We start from the raw sequence: 19,243 nt of genomic DNA, 5'->3' as shown, positions 1-19,243 counted from the left end.
TGACCATGACGATTTTCGGACGTGTTTCCGCAAGGTTGGCCTTGCAGAGACAGTTCGCACCACCGGCGCAGGCTCTGGCCTGATGCCGCACAGATTTACAATGTCCGGGCCATTGGGCCGGACCAAGCGGGAAGAAGATTGACGCCATGCAGGTGAATGAAACCCTCTCCGAGGGATTGAAGCGCGAGTTCTCGGTCAACGTGCCGGCTGCCGACATCGAAGCCAAGGTCGATGCGCGCCTCGATGACATGAAGGGCAAGGTCAAGCTCAACGGCTTCCGCCCGGGCAAGGTTCCCGTCGGTCACCTGAAGCGTCTCTATGGTCGCTCGGTTGCCGCCGAGACCGTCGATGAATTGATCCGCGACACCAACACGCAGATCTTCACCGAGCGTGGCTTCAAGCTCGCCTCCGAGCCGAAGATCACGATGCCGACCGAGCAGAAGGAAGTCGAAGACATCCTGTCGGGCAAGTCGGACCTCAATTACACCGTCGCCATCGAAGTCGTGCCGCCGATCGCGCTCGCCGACTTCAAGAGCTTCACCGTCGAAAAGCCGGTGGCCGAAGTGACCGATGCGGACGTCGATGAAGCCATCAAGCGCGTCGCCGACCAGAACCGTTCGTTCACCGAGAAGGCTGGCAAGGCCGAGTCAGGCGACCGCGTTACGGTCAATTTCAAGGGCACCATCGACGGCGTCGCCTTCGAGGGCGGTACCGGCGAGGAGATCCCGGTTGCGATCGGCTCCAACACCTTCATCCCGGGCTTCGAGGACCAGCTGATCGGCATCGCCGCCGGCGAGACCCGCACCCTCAAGGTGTCGTTCCCGGTCAACTATGCGAGCGAGACGCTGGCCGGTAAGGCCGCCGAGTTCGAGACCACTGCGGCCAAGGTGGAATCGCCCGTCGACACCGTGATCGACGACGAGTTCGCCAAGACCCTCGGCCTCGAGTCCCTCGACAAGCTGAAGGAAGCCGCACGCGAGCGTCTCGTTGCCGAATTCGCCGGTGCGACCCGCCAGCGCGTCAAGCGCCTGCTGCTCGACCGTCTCGACGAGACCCACAAATTCGATGCGCCTCCGTCGCTGGTCGACGAAGAGTTCAAGCTGATGTGGAATTCGATCCAGCAGGAGATGGCGTCGTCGGGCAAGACCTTCGCCGATGAGGACACCACCGAAGAAGCCGCTCAGGAAGAGTACCGCAAGATCGCCGATCGCCGCGTTCGTCTCGGTCTCGTGCTCTCGGAGATCGGCGAGAAGAACAAGATCACCGTCAGCGATGACGAGGTCAGCCGTGCCGTGATTGAGCGCGCCCGTTCGATGCCGGGCCGCGAGAAGGAAGTGTGGGACTTTTACCGCAGCAATCCCAACGCGCTGGCCCAGCTTCGTGCACCGATCTACGAGGACAAGGTCGTCGACTTCATCCTCGAACTGGCCAATGTGACTGAGAAGAAGGTGTCCAAGGACGACCTTTACAAGGACGAGGACGAGAAGACCGCGGCCTGAGCCGCAGCTTCTTAGAAGACGTTAAAAGAAACGCCGGCCGGGTCCGCCAGCCGGCGTTTTGACGTTAAGGATACCGCTCGAAACAGGTTCCAAAAGGGCTCCAGCGCTTTGCGGTGGCCGTCCGAATCGGCTTGAACTGAGGTTCAGGGCGGCATGTGGACCGGTGGTCTTGTTGCTGCTCGATTGGTCCATATCTGTGGGCTCTGTTTGTTGTTCCTGCATCACGGGACGTTCGTCCTCTCCCGGCAAACCGTAACCGGTTCCAGTCTTGCCGATGGACGTGTGTCTCCTCCAACCTTTCGGGTGATCAATGCGCGATCCGGTAGAAACCTACATGAACCTCGTCCCGATGGTGGTCGAACAGACCAACCGCGGTGAACGGGCTTACGATATCTTTTCGCGCCTTCTGAAGGAGCGCATCATCTTCGTGACCGGTCCGGTCGAAGATGGCATGTCGACGCTGACCGTTGCCCAGCTTCTGTTTCTCGAAGCCGAGAATCCGAAGAAGGAAATCTCGATGTACATCAACTCGCCCGGTGGCGTGGTGACGTCGGGTCTGGCGATCTACGACACGATGCAGTTCATCCGTCCGCCGGTGTCGACGCTGTGCGTCGGTCAGGCCGCGTCGATGGGCTCACTGTTGCTGACGGCTGGCGCAAAGGACATGCGCTTTGCGCTGCCGAACGCCCGCATCATGGTTCATCAGCCGTCAGGCGGCTTCCAGGGCCAGGCCACCGACATCCTGATCCATGCCAAGGAAGTCGAGAGCCTGAAGCGCCGGCTCAACGAGATCTATGTGAAGCACACGGGACGTGCTTACGAGGACATTCACAACGCGCTCGAGCGCGATAACTTCATGACCGCGGATCAGGCGAAGGATTTCGGGCTGATCGACAAGGTCATTGACAAGCGCGCTGAAGAATCGACCCCGGCGAAGCCGGCCTAAACGACGCCGTTTCGGCGAACATATCGAGACCGAGACAGACGGCGCCCGCGCGCCGCCTGTCCCAAGCAAGCCATATCGATCAAGTTATTCCCGAATTGGTACTATGTGCCGACGCCAGCAGACGCGAGAGTTCCGCTTTCGTGCTGGTCGGGTGGTGTCATTCACGCAACGTTCCCCAATTTTCGGGGTTCTCCCGCGCAAATGCCGCAAATCACGCTATTGTCACGCTCCAGGCGATGGAGCCGATTAGCGAATTCTTGATCATCGGCTGTCAGCATGGTTCGCTGATGCGGATCGGTTAGTATCGCGGGGATTCGAGTGAGCCGTGATTCGAGCGGCATTCTGGAACGAGGTCTTTTTTGGTACGGATTTTGCTCTATCTACGGGATATGTCCCGTAACTGGGCGACCGGCAGACAAAGATCGAACGGCGGACGGAGATAGGAATGAGTAAGGTCGGTACCAGCGACTCCAAGAACACGCTGTATTGTTCGTTCTGCGGCAAGAGCCAGCACGAAGTTCGCAAACTGATCGCGGGTCCTACCGTCTTCATCTGCGACGAATGCGTTGAACTCTGCATGGACATCATCCGCGAGGAGAACAAGTCTTCGCTGGTCAAGTCGCGCGACGGCATTCCGACGCCGAAGGAAATCTGCAAGGTGCTCGATGACTACGTCATCGGTCAGTTCCATGCGAAGAAGGTTCTCTCGGTCGCGGTGCATAACCACTACAAGCGCCTCAACCACCAGACCAAGCACAACGACGTCGAACTCGCGAAGTCGAACATCCTGCTGATCGGTCCGACCGGTTCGGGCAAGACGCTGCTCGCGCAGACGCTCGCTCGCATTCTGGATGTGCCGTTCACGATGGCCGATGCGACGACGCTGACCGAAGCCGGTTATGTCGGTGAGGACGTCGAGAACATCATCCTCAAGCTGCTGCAGGCGGCCGACTACAATGTCGAGCGTGCGCAACGCGGCATCGTCTATATCGACGAAATCGACAAGATCTCGCGCAAGTCGGACAATCCGTCGATCACCCGCGACGTGTCGGGTGAGGGCGTGCAGCAGGCACTGTTGAAGATCATGGAAGGCACCGTTGCCTCCGTGCCTCCGCAGGGCGGCCGCAAGCATCCGCAGCAGGAATTCCTGCAAGTGGATACGACGAACATCCTGTTCATCTGCGGCGGTGCGTTCTCGGGCCTCGAGAAGATCATCTCGTCGCGCGGACGGACCACCTCGATCGGCTTCGCAGCGCAGGTTCTGGCACCCGAAGATCGCCGCACCGGTGAGATCTTCCGCCACGTCGAGCCGGAAGATCTGCTGAAGTACGGCCTGATCCCCGAATTCGTCGGCCGTCTGCCTGTGGTCGCGACGCTCGAGGATCTCGACGAGACCTCGCTGAAGAAGATTCTGATCGAGCCGAAGAACGCGCTGGTCAAGCAGTACCAGCGCCTGTTCGAGATGGAGAACATCGAGCTGACCTTCGCCGACGAGGCGCTGGGTGCGGTGGCCCGCCGGGCTATCGAACGCAAGACAGGTGCACGTGGTCTGCGGTCGATCCTGGAGAGCATCCTGCTCGAAACCATGTTCGATCTGCCCGGTCTGGAAGGTGTCGAGGAAGTCGTCATCTCCAAGGAGGTTGTGGATGGGACGGCTCGCCCGCTCTACATCTACGCCGACCGTTCGGACCGGACGGCGGAGAGCAGCGCAAGCGCCTGATCGGGCAGCTTTCGGGCCCATCGACTTAAGTTCAATAGGCGGCTGCCGGTGATCGGCAGCCGCCTATTTTATTGCTGCTACGCTCTGTAAACCGCCCTTGTTCATGGGTATTTCCGTGACTTGACACCCCCCCGGCCCATAGCCACCTAATGCTCTCGGCGAACACAAAATCTCCCTCAAGATTCGCCATAACGATCCGGACACGTAGAGCCTGAGACGGCCGAGCAAAGACGGAAAATCGGCACCTTGTGCGGTTGCGCCATCGGGCGGACTGCTTGCAAGGGGGCACAGCAAAAGGAATGGGCCATGACTGCCTCCAAACCCCGGCCAACCATTGTTCACGGCGAAAGCCACTCCTATCCGGTGTTGCCGCTGCGCGACATTGTCGTCTTCCCGCACATGATCGTGCCTCTCTTCGTTGGCCGCGAGAAATCGATCCGCGCGCTCGAAGAGGTGATGAAGAATGATGCGCTCATCATGCTCGCCACGCAGAAGAATGCGTCGGACGATGATCCATCGCCGGACTCGATTTACGAGATCGGTACGCTCGCCAGCGTGCTGCAGCTTTTGAAGCTTCCCGACGGCACCGTGAAGGTGCTGGTGGAAGGGCTCGAGCGCGCCAAGGTCGAGAAGTATTCCGATCGCACCGAATATTACGAAGCGACGGCTGTCGCGCTGGCCGATACCGATGCGAAGAGCGTCGAGGCGGAAGCTCTGTCGCGTTCGGTGGTCTCGGATTTCGAGAGCTATGTGAAGCTCAACAAGAAGATCTCCGCCGAAGTCGTCGGTGTCGTGCAGGCGATCACTGACTTCGCCAAGCTCGGCGATACTGTCGCGTCGCATCTCGCCGTCAAGATCGCAGATCGCCAGGGCATCCTGGAAACGCTGTCCGTCACCGCGCGCCTGGAGAAGGTGCTCGGCCTGATGGAGAGCGAGATCTCGGTGCTGCAGGTCGAGAAGCGCATCCGCTCGCGCGTCAAGCGCCAGATGGAGAAGACCCAGCGCGAGTACTATCTCAACGAGCAGATGAAGGCGATCCAGAAGGAGCTCGGCGACGACGAAGGTCGCGACGAGCTGGCCGACATCGAAGAGAAGATCGCCAAGACCAAGCTGTCGAAGGAAGCCCGCGAGAAGGCACAGCATGAGCTGAAGAAGCTGCGCCAGATGTCGCCGATGTCCGCGGAAGCGACCGTCGTGCGCAACTATCTCGACTGGCTGCTGTCGATTCCGTGGGGCAAGAAGTCCAAGGTCAAGAAGGACCTCGCCGCGGCGCAGGCCGTGCTGGACGACGATCACTACGGACTGGAGAAGGTCAAGGACCGCATCGTCGAGTATCTCGCGGTGCAGACGCGCGCCAACAAGCTGAGCGGGCCGATCCTGTGCCTCGTCGGTCCTCCCGGCGTCGGCAAGACCTCGCTCGGCAAGTCGATCGCCAAGGCGACCGGACGTGAGTTCGTGCGCGTGTCGCTCGGCGGCGTGCGCGACGAGGCGGAGATCCGCGGGCATCGCCGGACCTATATCGGTTCGATGCCCGGCAAGATCATTCAGTCGATGCGCAAGGCCAAGACGACGAATCCGCTCTTCCTGCTGGACGAGATCGACAAGATGGGCGCCGATTTCCGCGGCGATCCGTCGTCGGCTCTGCTTGAGGTCCTCGACCCCGAGCAGAACGGCACCTTTGCTGATCATTACCTGGAGGTCGACTACGATCTGTCGAACGTGATGTTCATCACCACGGCAAACACCCTGAATATTCCGGGCCCGCTGATGGATCGTATGGAGATCATCCGGATCGCCGGCTACACGGAGAACGAGAAGGTCGAGATCGCCCGCAAGCATCTCATTCCGATCGCGCTCTCGAAGCACGGTCTGGATGCCAAGGAATGGTCGATCGACGACGACGCCTTGCTCTTGATGATCCGCCGCTACACCCGCGAAGCGGGCGTGCGTAATCTGGAGCGCGAGCTCTCCACACTGGCCCGCAAGGCCGTGAAGGAGCTGATGCTCTCGAAGAAGAAGGTGGTGAAGGTCACCGAGAAGAATCTCGAAGAGTTCCTGGGTGTGTCCAAGTATCGCTACGGCGAGATCGAGAGCGACGATCAGGTCGGTGTCGTCACCGGTCTGGCATGGACGGATGTCGGGGGTGAATTGCTCACCATTGAAGGCGTCATGATGCCCGGCAAGGGCCGCATGACCGTCACCGGCAACCTGCGTGACGTGATGAAGGAATCGATCTCGGCAGCGGCGTCCTATGTCCGCTCGCGCGCGATCAACTTCGGGATCGAGCCGCCGCTGTTCGAGCGGCGCGACATCCACGTCCACGTGCCCGAAGGTGCAACGCCGAAGGACGGTCCGTCCGCAGGCGTGGCGATGGCGACGACGATCGTGTCCGTGCTCACGGGCATTCCGATCCGTCACGATGTCGCCATGACCGGCGAGATCACGCTGCGCGGCAGGATCCTGCCGATCGGTGGTCTGAAGGAGAAGCTGTTGGCAGCGGCCCGCGGCGGCATCAAGACGGTGCTGATCCCCGAGGACAATGCCAAGGATCTCACCGAGATCTCCGACGCCATCAAGGGCGGGCTGAACATCATCCCGGTCGCCCGGATGGACGAGGTGATCGCCAACGCCCTGGTGCGAGCGCCGAAGGCGATCGTCTGGGAAGAGGATACCAAGCTGCCGGTGAAGGCCGACGGCGCGGAAGAGGCCGGCAGCGGTCTGACGGCCCACTAAGGCTGATATCCTCGACAACAATCAGCGGCGCCCTTCGGGGCGCCGTTTTTTTTTATGGCAAGATCGCAGTTGCTTGAGATGTTCGGGAGACGGGACGATGCAGATCGACGGCCAATGCCACTGCGGCTTCATCAGCTATCGCGCGACGATCGATCCGCAGCGGGTGTCGATCTGTCACTGCACGGATTGCCAGATGCTGACGGGTTCGCCCTATCGCGTCACGGTACTGACGCCGGCCGACACGATCGAGATGACGGGCGGTGCGCCGAAGATCTATGTCAAACGCGGCGACAACGGTCTCAACCGGCTGCAGCACTTTTGCGGGGACTGCGGCTCGCCGATATTCGCCAGTGGCGAGGAGGCTGAGGATAACGAGTGGGGTATTCGCTGGGGCAGTATCCGCCAGCGCGCCGAGCTGCCGCCACGACGCCAGATTTGGTGCCGGTCAGCCGCGCCCTGGGTTTATGATCTTGCGGAACTGCCAGCGCGGCCAAAGGGATCGAACGATCCATAGAGGGCCAGGGGAGGTGGTAGGCGGCGAGAGATTCGAACTCCCGACCCTCTCGGTGTAAACGAGATGCTCTAACCAGCTGAGCTAGCCGCCCTCGGGCAATCACCCTCACGGCCTCTCTTTAACGCCAGCACTCCGTCGCGGCAAGACGTTCCCGCGTGGATATTCCGATCTCGCCCTCAGGTGTTTCGCCTAGCGCGCCGCCAGCACCTTGGCGAGTTGAACGCCTTCGTTCAACAGCGCCATGCGCAGCAGATCATAGGTCGTCTCGGACCCGCATGCGTTTGCCAACCGCAAAGCTTGCAGCATCGTGACGATCAGCTCGTCGCTGTCCTTGCCGCCCTGAATGACCTGGAACTGATTGGGGGACATCGGCATCAGGCGATCCGCCGGGATGTCTGAGGCAGTGCAAAGACGCTGTCTTTGATGGCGACACTCTTGCTGACGCGGGCGAGACACTTTTCGCTGACATGAAACAGCACGGCGATGGTGGCCTCGCCATCGATCATGGCTGGCAATCCCAGCGGCTCGATCTCCAGTCCGAAGCCCTGAAGAATCGGGATGCGCAAGGGATTGATGACCGAGGTGAAACCGGACAGGCCTTCCATCAGGCCATATTCCTGAATCGCGAGCAGCAGTTCGAAATAGTGATGGCTGCGGCGTTCGGATTTGCGCATGGCAAAGCGTGTCAGCTCGAACACATCGCGGCGCTGGATCAGCGCGCCATCGACAAGCTGCGCAAAATTCTCGCTGAGCATGTGAGGCAAGACGGTTGGATAGAGCCGGAAGCCGCCTGCGACAGTGCCTGCGTCGTCGGCCGCGACCAGATAGACGGCGGCATCATCGTCATACTGGTCTTTCTCGTGCTCGCCATCGACATCGAAGGCGGTCCAGCCGCGCTCGCCGACAAAGACCTCGTGCCGTAACCGAAACTGCTTGTCCAGGAGATCGCCGAACTGCCCAGCATTACCGCTGTGAATGACCTCGATCATAAAAAGCTCTCCACGCTCGTCTGCGTGGAGGGGTCTCATGATGAGTTTGGTCGCGATATTCCGTGGGCAGGGGATTGACAATTCAGAAAGCGATCAGTCCTTGTGTGATCGCTTCGGCCACGGCCTGCGCGCGCGTATGCGCATTCAACTTGTGCATGGCGGCGGTGACAGTCTTGTTCACCGTATCCTCGGAGATACCGAGAATGACGCTCGTGTCCCAAGCGGTCTTTCCGGCAGCGACCCAGCTGACGACCTCGCGCTCCCGCAAGGTGAGGGCGATCAACTTCGCACGCTGGTGAGAGCGAAGCGTTGCAAAGCGGTTGAACGCATACATGGTGACGAGCTCGATAGCGCCGTGCGCGTCTTCGGTATTTTCGACTTCGTAGCCTGCGAGTGACAAGCCGGCCTGATAGCCGTTCATGCCGTGCACGGGTGCGCAGAGGCCGAACTTCAATCCGTAATCGACAGACGCGATCTCCATGATCGTCCGTGATATCGGGCTGACCTCATCGAGCCGGATGTCGGACCAGGTGAACAGCTCGGGTTGCCGGCGGATCCGCGGCGCAACGGGATCCGAGGCATAGAAATTGGACGCGCTATATTGTTCGGCCCATGGCTTGGGCCATACTTTCAGCAGCACGCGATCTTCGAACGGTTGGTTGACGCCGGTCGAGGCCAGAAAGCAGATGTGGTTGTAGCCGAACGATTTGGCCGTAGCGGCCACGACATCGCCAACCGCAGACATGGAGGCGGCATTGGCAATGCTTTCGATGGCCGACAACGCGGTCTGAAAATGCTTGCCTTTGAATGACCCCATGGCGCGCCTGCATATCAGCTGAAATGGAGCTATGTTTTTGGGAAATAATTCTTATTATAATTTGTAGTATGTACTGGGGAGGATATCGCGGCCGTCACGGCGCGCAATTCGCCATTCGATTGACACCACAACTATACACCGTTCCGTCACGAATGATGCGGCTTGGGCGGCCTCATGATAGTTATGTTTAGTGGTTCCCAGTTACCGGAAAGGCTGCCTAGCTTAGCGCAGCGGGGGTCAAATACCCTTTGTATCTGACGATCGAGCCAACCAATGGCATCGCGATATCCACATCGAAATGGAAACGGCCGTTGTTGTCCACGCTTTCGCGGGCGCTGGAGCGGGGTTGCAGGATGGACGGCAAGGGAAGTCCGAGAAGTCGTGCACCGACGATGTGCAGCGTCAGATCCGAATCCGTCGCTTTCCATTCCAGTCTGATGGCGACTGGCCCGAACACCTCGTCCAGACAATGCGTGAACGGATCGACGTTGCGCAAGTTCGAGCGCATCGTCACATCGGGATAGATCCGGGTCCAGGTTTCCGACCCGTCGTTCTCGCTGCGCATTTCTACGCGCAGCGGCATGTTCGTGCCGCCGCGCGGAAAGCGAAATACACGTGAAAACATAGCAGTGATGATCCCATCAGGACTGGTCGCATCGGCACGGCCTTCGAGCACGAGAACGCCACTCACGTCGTGGCTATCGCGGATGGCGGCAGGCAAAGTGTCATAGTCGGCGCCGAGCAGTCGTTTCATTAGAGGCGGTGGCGCCGCCGTCTCGGATTGCTCTGCCGTGATGCCGTGATGGGCAAACTCAGCAGCAATGACGTCGTACGGAATGATGCCGGCACATGCCGCAGCGCCGCGCCACGATAGACTGTTATCAGCGAGCATCTTCAGCGCCGCGAGCGCCGGCAGCGTCGGAATATAGGGGCCGACGCCTGCATTTGCCGATAGCGTCCAGACCCGACGTGTAAGATCGCCTTTGTCGTTGATGAGGAGTGCATCGATCCGCATGCCGCCGCGGTCGGAGCCGAAGGGCTTGAAGAGATCGGCGATGGCTCGCAACGGCCGCGCCAGCGGGGTGAGCGTCTTGATGAGGCCGAGACGGACGAACAGTCCGAGCGCGGCAACGCCGTAGTGCAATAGACCGAGTTCAAGACCGGCGCGAAAGATGGCATCTGCCTTGGGATGATAGCGCGAGACGAGGAGATCGAGATCAGGCGTTTCGCATAATGCGACAGGACGACTGCCAATGCCAGGCAACGTCACTTTTTTGCCAAGGCTCCAGCCGGCATATTCACTCCAGCGACCGCTGCGAAACACGCGGACCGGTTGGCCTACCGTGGAGAGGATGGCCTTGACCACGCTCAGCCCGCGTGGAGCCCGGTTGCCCGGCGCAATGCTAACGTCGATCGAGATGACCGCGCGCGCGTCGGCCAACAACCTGTCGAGGGCCGCATGCGACAGTGCGGGCGTCGAACTTGCGCCTGACAAGACGGCAACCCCCTCCGAGCGGGCATCCTGATCGAGGTTGCCGATATGGCCTACGAAATCGCGGGCATCGGCAAGGTCGACATAGTGAAGGCCGGCACCGATGGCCGCGCGAGGCAAGCGATCGTCGCTGGCCTGAAACGGGCCGGACGAGTCTGCGATGGCATAGACACCGGGATAGCGGCTGCGAAGGGCATTCAAGAACGGCGTGTCGATGCGGCTGCGCTCGCAGGTCTCGATAGATATTTGCGTGCCGAGCTGCTGAGCGAGTTTTTCCAACCGCGCGGTGTTGCGCGCGACCGCGATCACGGCGATGCCGGACCGGATGAGACCTGCCGCAAGCCGCTCGCCGAAAGCGCCTGTGGCTCCGACCAGCAACACGCTGCGTTCAAATGGCTGCATTGGCAGCCTGGTCGAAGCCGACAGCGGAATCGCCGGCCAGATCACTGGGTAAGCGGTGCGTTAAAATACCGGTCTTGAGACCCGCAAGTGTGTGCAGCATGTGCCGGCGTAGATAAGGTAACTTCGCGGCGCGATCAAAGGTGAGGTCACGCATCAAAGCCAGCGCGCCGGAATCCGACTGAAAGAACGGCGTCATCACTCGGCTCGCCAGCTGATAGAAGCGGACATGTGCGCGTCGAACCTGTGCGTAACGCGCGAGTGCCGACGGCACATCGGTGCAAGACGCAAGCGCATCGGCCAGCGCCAGTGCGTCGAGCAATCCGTTGTTGGCGCCCTGGCCGAGTTGCGGCGAAGTCGCGTGCGCTGAATCGCCGATCAGGGCCAGCGCGCCCTTGAACGGCTTTCGTGCCGTGTAGTGCACATAAGTCGCCAGCGTGAGGTCATCTGGACTGGTTAAGCCGGCAACGACCGGCGCAAGCGCAGGCCACAGTTTTACGATCTGTTCGCGCCATGGTTCGAAACCATCGCGCCATTGCGGATAATCTCCGGGTTTTAGGCTCCAGAACAATGCCGCCAGCGGCGGCCCGCCGGGCAACGCGCGGCCGACCGGCAGATAGCCGATCATGATCCGTGCCGCGACGTAACGCTGCGCCAGTTGGCCGTCAGCGATGCCGATATCGGGGACTGCAGCCCATACAGCGCCGTAGCTGAAATCCTGCGCGGCCGCTTGCGACACCAGCGGACGGAAACGCGACCGCGCCCCTGATGCGTCGATGACAAGATCGAAGCCCAGTCGGCTGCGGCCATTTTCGTCTTGCAGCGACGAGCGCCCGTCGGCGCGCGCCTCGATATCGACGATAAGCCTGCCGGTTTCCAGCGTCGCGCCCGATCGCGCGAAGGCGGCCCACAATTCACCGTGCAGCGCGGCACGGTGAATGCCGATTGCGTAGAATTCCGGCGTAAGGTCGGCATAGAGCAGATCGAAGATCGTGCCACCGCGTTCGGTGATGCCGTGCAGGCGCCCGATACGCGCGCCCAGCGCCTCGATCGAACCGCGAAGTCCGAGCCGGTCCAGAGCCGCCAGACCGGTCGGCTGCAGCATCAGGCCCGAACCGAGTGGCCGCGACGTCTCGAAGCGCTCATGAACGACCACGCGATGACCGGCACGCGTCAGCAGCGTTGCGGCCGCAAGTCCCGCGACGCCCGCGCCGATGATTGCAACGTCGAGCGGAGCGCGCATGGTTTAGCGCACGATCAGTGACGACGAACCGGCGGGACAGAGACACGCCATCATCATGCTTTTTCTTCCCAGATCATCGCGAGATGCACGATGGTCTGCACGGCTTTTTCCATGTCCTGAACGCTGACCCATTCGGTACGGCCATGGAAGGCGTGTTCGCCGGCGAAGATATTGGGGCAGGGCAGGCCCATGAAGGACAGCCGCGATCCGTCGGTGCCGCCGCGGATGCTGCTGCGGACGGGTTTGAGCCCGGCGCGCTGGATCGCTTCCACGGCGTATTCGACCATCTGCGGATAGCGGTCGATCACCTGCTTCATGTTGCGGTATTGCTGCTTGATTTCGAGTGTCGCCGTCGAATGCGGATAGGCCGTCATCACGTCGTCGACGATGGATTGCAGCAGCGTTTCCTTCTCGGCAAGGCCGTCATCTGTGAAGTCACGCACGATCAGACTGAGCGTCGCTTTTTCAAGCGCGCCAGAAATGCCGATCGGATGCAGGAAGCCTTGCTTGCCGTCGGTGGTCTCAGGCGAACAGGTGTCTTTCGGCAGTCGCTCGACGATTGCGGCGGCGATCTTGATGGCGTGCTCCATCTTGCCCTTGGCAAAGCCGGGATGCGCGCTGACGCCTTCGATGGTGATGACGGCACCGTCGGCCGAGAAAGTCTCGTCTTCGACATAGCCGGCGGTCTCGCCATCCATGGTGTAGGCGAAGTCGGCGCCCAGCTTTGTCAGGTCGACCTTGTCGACGCCGCGGCCGATCTCTTCATCGGGCGTGAAGAGGATCTTGATGGTGCCGTGCCTGATCTGTGGATTGGCAACCAGGAAACGTGCCGCATCCATGATCTCGGCAAGGCCGGCCTTGTTGTCGGCGCCCAGCAAAGTGGTGCCGTCGGTGGTGATGATGTCATGGCCGATCTGGTCCTTCAGCGCCGGATTGTCGGCGACGCGGATGACCTGCGTTGTGTCCATCGGCAGCATGATATCGCCGCCCCGATAGTTCCTGACGATCTGCGGTTTGACGTCCTTGCCGCTGCAGTCGGGCGAGGTGTCCATATGCGAGCAGAAGCATATCACCGGCACTTTCTTGTCCGATGTCGCGGGGATCGTCGCATAGACATAGCCATGCTCGTCGAGATGCGCGTCCCTGAGCCCCAGGTCCCGCAGTTCCTGCGCGAGTACGCGGCCGAGATCCTTCTGCTTTTCGGTTGATGGGCAGGTGGGGGAGGCGGGGTCGGACTGGGTGTCGATCACCACATAGCGCAGGAAGCACGCAGTCACGTCATGGGCGAAATCGAAGAGGGGAGTTGCTGTCAAAGGGCACCATCTGATTGCAGAAGTCCTCACAGCTTAGAAGTTTCATTCCGGGCCGTCACGAGGACGCGGCCCGGAATGAGATCAGTTCAAGCGGTCGATCAGACGGCTTCCTTGAGTTCCTTGGCCGGCCGGAACGCGACCTTCTTGCTGGCTGCGATCTCGATCTGCTCGCCGGTCGCCGGGTTGCGACCCATGCGGGCGGCGCGCTTGCGGACCTGAAGGATGCCAAGGCCGACGATACGGATACGCTCGCCATTCTTGAGGTGGTTGGTGATGCGCTCCACCATGTCACCGAGGATTTCTTCGGCCTTCTTCTTCGACAGCTCGTGATCTTCAGCCAGGGCCGCGGCGAGATGCTTCAGCGTGATGGTGGGAGGAGTGGCCGCTTTCGCGGCGGTGGTGGTTGCAGCTTTTGCCATGAATCTGGCCCTTCTCGTTGGTGGTCTGTCTTAAACCTGTGACGCAGCAGGGCTTAAACGATTCGGAGCGATGCCGCCCCGCTGTTTTGCCTGCAAACAGGGGCTTATTTGCATTTCCGGCCTTAAAACGGCCTTCTCGCAAAGCCTGCAACGACGCCTTCTTGTGATGTCCCCGGGAATGGTTCTGCAACGTCCTTGACTTCAAAAGGACGTCCCTTTATGTCCAGCCCCACTGCGGGATTGCAGACGATCCACGCGGGAGTAGCTCAGTTGGTTAGAGCGCTGCCCTGTCACGGCAGAGGTCGCGGGTTCGAGTCCCGTCTCTCGCGCCATTCCATCGGGAATGGCGGGATTCAGGTCCATCCGCGGTCGTCCCCACAAGTTTCCTCAAGAGAATTATAGAGTTGCAGACGTCACGCGCGGCATTTGACGTGCCAGCGCTCAGAACGAATCTGCGAGCGCGATTTCCTGCTTCAGCGCCTCGATTCGCCGCGCGGCTTCAGCGCGCGTCAGGTTCTTTTCGAATTGTTTGGGCTGATAGGCCTCGATCGCCAGCGATTTCAGCGTCAGCGCCTGGCCGCGAGTCATCGGCCCGGAGAGGCGATCCGGCAGGCTCTCATACGACGATACCGATGCGGCAATCGCGGGGACGACGATCTCACCGCGGGTGTTCAAAGCCGGGGTCTTCAAAGCCAGGGCCTTCAAAGCAAGGGTCATGGGAACCTCCAAAAATCCGATCTGGGTCGAAACAATGGCTTGTCAATTTGTTCTCTTTTTGTTCTATATCGCAAATGACCAAGCTCGCCAACCTGAATTTCAGAATCGCCCGGCTGCGCTACCAGATGAAAGGGGTGCAGTCGGATATCCGGCTGCTGACCAATGCTGGGCTGGACTGTGCCAATGCCTCCATGCGCCTGCGGCGGATGCAGGCCGACCTGCTGGTGCTCATTGCGGAGCGTGAGGGGCTGGCATGTCTGGCGTGAGCGAGCCGCCGCAACTCAGGATCATCACATTGCGGGCGCAGATCGCCGAGCTCGGCGCGGCGATCCGCCTGTTGCGACAGGCGGGCATGGACAACGCCGCCGCGGAGTTGCTGCTGGTGCGGAAACGCGCCGAACTGGACGGCATGTTGTTGCCGGGAAGGAGCGCCAAGTCTGACCCGCCGACGGGCGAGGTTTGACGGTCCCGGCGATTGAGAAGTCATGCCGGATTTTTGAGAATCTGCGGGAGGTTTGTCGCAGCCGGCGATGCATCGGCAAGGTTGCGTTTCAATCGTCGCGCCGCGCATGGCAGGGCATGAAACTGTCAACATCCCTTGTCTTGCATGGCTTGTTGCGCTGCGCTAAGCCTCAGAACCATTCCAATGTTCGAATCTGTGGCAAAGTCAGGGCCGCAGGAGTAAGGCTCGCCGATGAACGGCATCTTGCATAATTATCTCCCACTTGTGGTCTTTATCGGCATCGCATCCGTCATCGGTCTGGCCTTGCTGATCGCGCCATTTCTCGTCGCCTACCAGCAGCCAGATCCGGAAAAGCTGTCCGCCTATGAATGCGGATTCAACGCTTTTGACGATGCGCGCATGAAGTTCGATGTGCGGTTCTATCTGGTGGCGATTCTCTTCATCATCTTCGATCTGGAAGTCGCCTTTCTGTTTCCGTGGGCAGTGGCCTTCGGCAAGCTTGGCGCAACCGGCTTCTGGTCGATGATCGTGTTTCTCGGCGTGCTCACCATCGGTTTCGCCTACGAATGGAAGAAAGGCGCGCTCGAATGGGATTGAGCCCAGTCATAGCCTCGGCTCCCGCGATCGCGCAGGCGCCGAAAGGCATCATCGATCCGTCCACCGGCAAGCCGGTCGGCGCGAACGATCCGTATTTTCTCGAGGTCAATGCCGAGCTGTCCGACAAGGGCTTCTTCGTTGCCGCGACCGACGACCTGATCACATGGGCGCGCACCGGCTCGCTGATGTGGATGACCTTCGGTCTCGCCTGCTGCGCGGTCGAGATGATGCAGGTGTCGATGCCGCGTTACGACGTCGAGCGCTTCGGCTTCGCACCGCGCGCGTCGCCGCGTCAGTCTGACGTGATGATCGTCGCCGGCACGCTGACCAACAAGATGGCCCCGGCACTGCGCAAGGTCTATGACCAGATGCCGGAGCCGCGTTACGTCATCTCGATGGGCTCCTGCGCCAATGGCGGCGGCTACTATCACTACTCGTATTCGGTGGTTCGGGGCTGCGACCGTATCGTGCCGATCGACATTTATGTCCCGGGCTGCCCGCCCACCGCAGAAGCGCTTCTCTACGGCGTGCTGCTGCTGCAGAAGAAGATCCGCCGCACCGGCACGATTGAACGCTAAGACTCGCGAACGCTTAAGGCTTTGTCATGGACGATGTGAGGCTCGACACACTGGGTCAGACGATTGTCGGCGCCCTGCCGGGTGCCGCACTCGCGCATGAGGTGGCGTTCGGCCAGCTGACGATTGCGGTGGAAACATCGAAGATCGCCGAGGTCGCGCAGTTCCTGCGTGACGATCCGCGCTGCCGCTTCGTCAACTTCACCGATGCGACGGCTGTCGATTACCCCGGCCGCGAGAAGCGCTTCGACGTCGTCTATCATCTGATGTCGCCGACGCTGAACACCCGCATTCGTCTGAAAGGTCTGGCATCCGAAACAACTCAGGTGCCGTCGATCATTTCGGTGTTTCCCGGCGCTGACTGGTTCGAGCGCGAAGCCTATGACCTCTATGGCGTGATCTTTGTCGGCCATCCCGACATGCGCCGTCTGCTGACCGATTACGGTTTCGACGGCCATCCGCTGCGCAAGGACTTCCCGCTCACCGGTTTCGTCGAGGTTCGCTACGACGACCAGGAGAAGCGGGTGGTGTATGAGCCGGTCCGGCTCAACCAGGAATTCCGCAAATTCGATTTCCTCTCGCCCTGGGAAGGCGCGGATTATCCCGTGCTGCCCGGTGACGAGAAGGCAGAGGTCAAGCCATGACCGAACAACCCAACGTTCGCAATTTCACGATCAACTTCGGACCGCAGCATCCGGCCGCGCACGGCGTGCTCCGCCTTGTGCTGGAACTCGACGGTGAAGTCGTCGAGCGCGTCGATCCGCATATCGGCCTGCTTCACCGCGGCACCGAGAAGCTGATCGAGCAGAAGACCTATCTGCAGGCGATCCCGTATTTCGACCGGCTCGATTACGTCGCGCCGATGAACCAGGAACACGCATTCTGTCTGGCCGCCGAAAAGCTGCTCGGCGTCACCGTGCCGCGCCGCGGCCAGTTGATCCGCGTGCTGTATTCCGAAATCGGCCGCATCCTGTCGCATCTTCTCAACATCACCACGCAGGCGATGGACGTCGGCGCGCTGACCCCGCCGCTGTGGGGCTTCGAAGAGCGCGAAAAACTGATGGTGTTCTATGAGCGCGCCTCGGGCTCGCGCATGCATGCCGCGTTCTTCCGCATCGGCGGCGTACATCAGGACCTGCCGCCCAAGCTGATCAACGATATCGATGCCTGGTGCGATGCCTTCCCGCAGGTGCTCGACGATCTCGAAACGCTGCTCACCGGCAATCGTATTTTCAAACAGCGTAACGTCGATATCGGCGTGGTGTCGCTAGAAGACGCCTGGAAGTGGGGCTTCTCCGGCGTGATGGTGCGTGGCTCTGGCGCTGCTTGGGATCTGCGCAAGTCGCAGCCTTATGAATGTTACGCCGAAATGGACTTCGACGTTCCGATTGGCAAGAACGGTGACTGCTACGATCGTTACTGTATCCGCGTCGAAGAGATGCGGCAGTCGACGAAGATCATGAAGCAGTGCATCGCCAAGATGCGCGCGCCGGACGGGCAGGGCGCCGTTGCTGTCGAAGACAACAAGATTTTCCCGCCGCGCCGCGGCGAGATGAAGCGTTCGATGGAATCGCTGATCCATCACTTCAAGCTCTACACTGAGGGCTTCCGCGTTCCGGAAGGCGAAGTCTACGCCGCCGTCGAAGCGCCGAAGGGCGAGTTCGGCGTCTATCTCGTCTCCGACGGCAGCAACAAGCCGTACAAGTGCAAGATCCGCGCGCCGGGCTTTGCTCATCTGCAGGCCATGGATTTCATGTGCCGCGGCCATCTGCTCGCCGACGTCTCCGCCATTCTCGGTTCGCTCGACATCGTGTTCGGAGAGGTCGATCGGTGACGCTGACGCCTCCCATACAGTTTGACCGGGCGTCCGGCGTTCTCCAGAGCGTGAATCTCTGGGAACGTGCGATGGCCTGTGCGCTGGTGGTTGGCTCGAAGATCTCATCTTCGTTCTCGCATCGCGGCTACAACATGTGCGCCAATCTGATGCGCAGGACGGTGCTGCCGGCGCGCGATCTCGTGGTGAAGCTGAATGCGGATGCGCTGTTCGCGTTCCCGTTCGGCGATGGCTACTGGAGCAAGTTGCTCAACCGCACCTTCTCCTATGAAGACGAGCTTGAGGTGTTGTTCCGGAACTCGATCGATGTCGATTACACGCTGCTCGATTGCGGCGCGAATTACGGATACTGGTCGGTGCTGGTGTCGAGCGGACCGTTCGGCTCGCACAAGGCGATCGCGATCGAGCCGTCGTTCGACAATTTCGCCAAACTAGCCACTAACGCCAGGATCAATGGTGACCGGTTCGACGTCATCAAATGCGCGATTGGCTCGCAGCGCGGCGTGGCGCATCTGTCGGGCACCAAGCACGAAGCCTTCAGCATCGCCGGCGATCCCAATGCCGGCGGCGAGGAAGTGCCGGTGATCTCGCTCGACAATCTGCTCGACGACGGCAAGGTGTCGATGTCCGGCAAATATCTGATCAAGCTCGACGTCGAAGGCGTCGAGATCGAGGCTATCAAGGGCGGCGCGCGATTGCTGCAGGGCGACTCGGTCATCATGTGCGAAGAGCACGGCAATGACCCGCATCACACCGTCTCACGCTTTATTCTGGATCAAACGCCGCTCAAGCTGATCGTGCATGATCCCGCCACCAACCGTTTCGAAACCGTGACCGAGTTGTCGATCCTCGATCGCATCAAGGTGTCCACACATGTTGGCTACAACGTGTTTGGCACATCGAGTGCGTTCTGGCTCGACCGCATCAACAGCCTGAATGCGAGCGCGGCGCGCCGCACTCATTGAGAGACTAG

At 60.6% G+C, this 19,243-nt stretch carries 20 protein-coding genes and 2 tRNA genes; 13 read left to right on the top strand and 9 right to left on the bottom strand.

Annotated elements, in window-relative coordinates; all coding sequences use genetic code 11:
• Positions 1-146 precede the first annotated feature (146 nt).
• The 5 genes from tig (at position 147) to AB7951_RS15240 (ending at position 7,412) form a co-directional block, all read left to right on the top strand.
• The gene (gene tig, locus AB7951_RS15260) at positions 147-1,499 is read left to right on the top strand and encodes a trigger factor (RefSeq protein WP_120290047.1); all 1,353 of its coding nucleotides are present in this window, start codon (positions 147-149) and stop codon (positions 1,497-1,499) included.
• A gap of 310 nt (positions 1,500-1,809) precedes the next feature.
• Complete coding sequence (locus AB7951_RS15255; RefSeq protein WP_089264576.1) at positions 1,810-2,445, top strand: ATP-dependent Clp protease proteolytic subunit; 636 nt, start codon at positions 1,810-1,812, stop codon at positions 2,443-2,445.
• A gap of 445 nt (positions 2,446-2,890) precedes the next feature.
• Positions 2,891-4,165: an ATP-dependent Clp protease ATP-binding subunit ClpX gene (gene clpX, locus AB7951_RS15250; protein ID WP_089264575.1), complete on the top strand. Its 1,275-nt coding sequence runs from the start codon at positions 2,891-2,893 to the stop codon at positions 4,163-4,165.
• Positions 4,166-4,471: 306 nt separating this feature from the next.
• Entirely contained in the window at positions 4,472-6,898 is a 2,427-nt protein-coding gene (lon, locus tag AB7951_RS15245; RefSeq protein ID WP_120290045.1) for an endopeptidase La, read from the top strand.
• Positions 6,899-6,995: 97 nt separating this feature from the next.
• The gene (locus tag AB7951_RS15240; RefSeq protein ID WP_120290043.1) at positions 6,996-7,412 is read left to right on the top strand and encodes a GFA family protein; all 417 of its coding nucleotides are present in this window, start codon (positions 6,996-6,998) and stop codon (positions 7,410-7,412) included.
• A gap of 14 nt (positions 7,413-7,426) precedes the next feature.
• On the opposite strand, the gene AB7951_RS15235 is transcribed toward AB7951_RS15240, so the two are convergent.
• The 8 genes from AB7951_RS15235 to AB7951_RS15200 all read right to left on the bottom strand — a co-directional run bounded on the left by AB7951_RS15235 (position 7,427) and on the right by AB7951_RS15200 (position 14,084).
• Positions 7,427-7,503: transfer RNA gene (locus AB7951_RS15235), tRNA-Val, on the bottom strand.
• A gap of 98 nt (positions 7,504-7,601) precedes the next feature.
• Complete coding sequence (locus AB7951_RS15230; protein WP_089264572.1) at positions 7,602-7,787, bottom strand: hypothetical protein; 186 nt, start codon at positions 7,785-7,787, stop codon at positions 7,602-7,604.
• Positions 7,787-8,401: an acyl-homoserine-lactone synthase gene (locus tag AB7951_RS15225; protein ID WP_158596803.1), complete on the bottom strand. Its 615-nt coding sequence runs from the start codon at positions 8,399-8,401 to the stop codon at positions 7,787-7,789. The genes AB7951_RS15230 and AB7951_RS15225 overlap by 1 nt, the downstream gene beginning before the upstream one ends.
• A gap of 82 nt (positions 8,402-8,483) precedes the next feature.
• On the bottom strand, positions 8,484-9,218 hold the full coding sequence (locus tag AB7951_RS15220; protein ID WP_089264570.1) for a helix-turn-helix transcriptional regulator: 735 nt from the start codon (positions 9,216-9,218) through the stop codon (positions 8,484-8,486).
• A gap of 217 nt (positions 9,219-9,435) precedes the next feature.
• Positions 9,436-11,112, bottom strand: coding sequence for an SDR family oxidoreductase (locus AB7951_RS15215; protein WP_120290039.1), 1,677 nt, complete (start codon positions 11,110-11,112; stop codon positions 9,436-9,438).
• Entirely contained in the window at positions 11,099-12,352 is a 1,254-nt protein-coding gene (locus AB7951_RS15210) for an FAD-dependent oxidoreductase (protein ID WP_120290037.1), read from the bottom strand. Before AB7951_RS15210 ends, AB7951_RS15215 begins: the two co-directional genes overlap by 14 nt.
• A 53-nt stretch (positions 12,353-12,405) precedes the next feature.
• Positions 12,406-13,665, bottom strand: coding sequence for a peptidase T (gene pepT / locus AB7951_RS15205; RefSeq protein WP_120290035.1), 1,260 nt, complete (start codon positions 13,663-13,665; stop codon positions 12,406-12,408).
• A 98-nt stretch (positions 13,666-13,763) separates the two neighbouring features.
• Positions 13,764-14,084 carry an HU family DNA-binding protein gene (locus AB7951_RS15200; RefSeq protein ID WP_068730898.1) on the bottom strand — a complete coding sequence of 107 codons (321 nt, stop codon included), beginning with the start codon at positions 14,082-14,084 and terminating at the stop codon, positions 13,764-13,766.
• 255 nt (positions 14,085-14,339) lie between these two features.
• Here AB7951_RS15200 and AB7951_RS15195 point away from each other — a divergent pair.
• Positions 14,340-14,416: transfer RNA gene (locus tag AB7951_RS15195), tRNA-Asp, on the top strand.
• Positions 14,417-14,525: 109 nt separating this feature from the next.
• Here AB7951_RS15195 and AB7951_RS15190 read toward each other — a convergent pair.
• Positions 14,526-14,801, bottom strand: coding sequence for a DUF3072 domain-containing protein (locus AB7951_RS15190; protein WP_439061507.1), 276 nt, complete (start codon positions 14,799-14,801; stop codon positions 14,526-14,528).
• A 74-nt stretch (positions 14,802-14,875) separates the two neighbouring features.
• Here AB7951_RS15190 and AB7951_RS15185 point away from each other — a divergent pair, with 74 nt between their 5' ends.
• The 7 genes from AB7951_RS15185 (at position 14,876) to AB7951_RS15155 (ending at position 19,235) form a co-directional block, all read left to right on the top strand.
• The gene (locus tag AB7951_RS15185) at positions 14,876-15,067 is read left to right on the top strand and encodes a hypothetical protein (RefSeq protein WP_120290033.1); all 192 of its coding nucleotides are present in this window, start codon (positions 14,876-14,878) and stop codon (positions 15,065-15,067) included.
• Positions 15,055-15,264, top strand: coding sequence for a hypothetical protein (locus AB7951_RS15180; RefSeq protein ID WP_120290031.1), 210 nt, complete (start codon positions 15,055-15,057; stop codon positions 15,262-15,264). The genes AB7951_RS15185 and AB7951_RS15180 overlap by 13 nt, the downstream gene beginning before the upstream one ends.
• 231 nt (positions 15,265-15,495) lie before the next feature.
• Positions 15,496-15,861, top strand: coding sequence for an NADH-quinone oxidoreductase subunit A (locus AB7951_RS15175; RefSeq protein WP_068730894.1), 366 nt, complete (start codon positions 15,496-15,498; stop codon positions 15,859-15,861).
• Entirely contained in the window at positions 15,852-16,439 is a 588-nt protein-coding gene (locus AB7951_RS15170) for a NuoB/complex I 20 kDa subunit family protein (RefSeq protein WP_089264564.1), read from the top strand. Before AB7951_RS15175 ends, AB7951_RS15170 begins: the two co-directional genes overlap by 10 nt.
• 26 nt (positions 16,440-16,465) lie before the next feature.
• Positions 16,466-17,080, top strand: a complete 615-nt coding sequence (locus tag AB7951_RS15165; RefSeq protein WP_120290029.1) for an NADH-quinone oxidoreductase subunit C — start codon at positions 16,466-16,468, stop codon at positions 17,078-17,080.
• A complete protein-coding gene (locus AB7951_RS15160; RefSeq protein ID WP_089264562.1) occupies positions 17,077-18,270 on the top strand; it encodes an NADH-quinone oxidoreductase subunit D in 1,194 nt (397 codons plus the stop codon). Before AB7951_RS15165 ends, AB7951_RS15160 begins: the two co-directional genes overlap by 4 nt.
• Complete coding sequence (locus AB7951_RS15155; RefSeq protein WP_244528270.1) at positions 18,267-19,235, top strand: FkbM family methyltransferase; 969 nt, start codon at positions 18,267-18,269, stop codon at positions 19,233-19,235. Before AB7951_RS15160 ends, AB7951_RS15155 begins: the two co-directional genes overlap by 4 nt.
• The last annotated feature ends 8 nt before the right edge of the window (positions 19,236-19,243 follow it).

This window comes from Tardiphaga sp. 285_C5_N1_2 (assembly GCF_052076065.1).
In the GTDB taxonomy this organism is placed as follows: Bacteria; Pseudomonadota; Alphaproteobacteria; order Rhizobiales; family Xanthobacteraceae; genus Tardiphaga; species Tardiphaga robiniae.
Note: the sequence above shows the minus strand (reverse complement) of the source record. Positions and strands in the feature narration are given on the sequence as shown.

What these genes read in the sequence shown, in the direction of transcription:
- tig (WP_120290047.1), top strand. Translation starts at nt 147, where the DNA reads ATGCAGGTGAATGAAACCCTCTCCGAGGGATTGAAGCGCGAGTTCTCG.
- AB7951_RS15255 (WP_089264576.1), top strand. Translation starts at nt 1,810, where the DNA reads ATGCGCGATCCGGTAGAAACCTACATGAACCTCGTCCCGATGGTGGTC.
- clpX (WP_089264575.1), top strand. Translation starts at nt 2,891, where the DNA reads ATGAGTAAGGTCGGTACCAGCGACTCCAAGAACACGCTGTATTGTTCG.
- lon (WP_120290045.1), top strand. Translation starts at nt 4,472, where the DNA reads ATGACTGCCTCCAAACCCCGGCCAACCATTGTTCACGGCGAAAGCCAC.
- AB7951_RS15240 (WP_120290043.1), top strand. Translation starts at nt 6,996, where the DNA reads ATGCAGATCGACGGCCAATGCCACTGCGGCTTCATCAGCTATCGCGCG.
- AB7951_RS15230 (WP_089264572.1), bottom strand. Translation starts at nt 7,787, where the DNA reads ATGCCGATGTCCCCCAATCAGTTCCAGGTCATTCAGGGCGGCAAGGAC.
- AB7951_RS15225 (WP_158596803.1), bottom strand. Translation starts at nt 8,401, where the DNA reads ATGATCGAGGTCATTCACAGCGGTAATGCTGGGCAGTTCGGCGATCTC.
- AB7951_RS15220 (WP_089264570.1), bottom strand. Translation starts at nt 9,218, where the DNA reads ATGGGGTCATTCAAAGGCAAGCATTTTCAGACCGCGTTGTCGGCCATC.
- AB7951_RS15215 (WP_120290039.1), bottom strand. Translation starts at nt 11,112, where the DNA reads ATGCAGCCATTTGAACGCAGCGTGTTGCTGGTCGGAGCCACAGGCGCT.
- AB7951_RS15210 (WP_120290037.1), bottom strand. Translation starts at nt 12,352, where the DNA reads ATGCGCGCTCCGCTCGACGTTGCAATCATCGGCGCGGGCGTCGCGGGA.
- AB7951_RS15200 (WP_068730898.1), bottom strand. Translation starts at nt 14,084, where the DNA reads ATGGCAAAAGCTGCAACCACCACCGCCGCGAAAGCGGCCACTCCTCCC.
- AB7951_RS15190 (WP_439061507.1), bottom strand. Translation starts at nt 14,801, where the DNA reads ATGACCCTTGCTTTGAAGGCCCTGGCTTTGAAGACCCCGGCTTTGAAC.
- AB7951_RS15185 (WP_120290033.1), top strand. Translation starts at nt 14,876, where the DNA reads ATGACCAAGCTCGCCAACCTGAATTTCAGAATCGCCCGGCTGCGCTAC.
- AB7951_RS15180 (WP_120290031.1), top strand. Translation starts at nt 15,055, where the DNA reads ATGTCTGGCGTGAGCGAGCCGCCGCAACTCAGGATCATCACATTGCGG.
- AB7951_RS15175 (WP_068730894.1), top strand. Translation starts at nt 15,496, where the DNA reads ATGAACGGCATCTTGCATAATTATCTCCCACTTGTGGTCTTTATCGGC.
- AB7951_RS15170 (WP_089264564.1), top strand. Translation starts at nt 15,852, where the DNA reads ATGGGATTGAGCCCAGTCATAGCCTCGGCTCCCGCGATCGCGCAGGCG.
- AB7951_RS15165 (WP_120290029.1), top strand. Translation starts at nt 16,466, where the DNA reads ATGGACGATGTGAGGCTCGACACACTGGGTCAGACGATTGTCGGCGCC.
- AB7951_RS15160 (WP_089264562.1), top strand. Translation starts at nt 17,077, where the DNA reads ATGACCGAACAACCCAACGTTCGCAATTTCACGATCAACTTCGGACCG.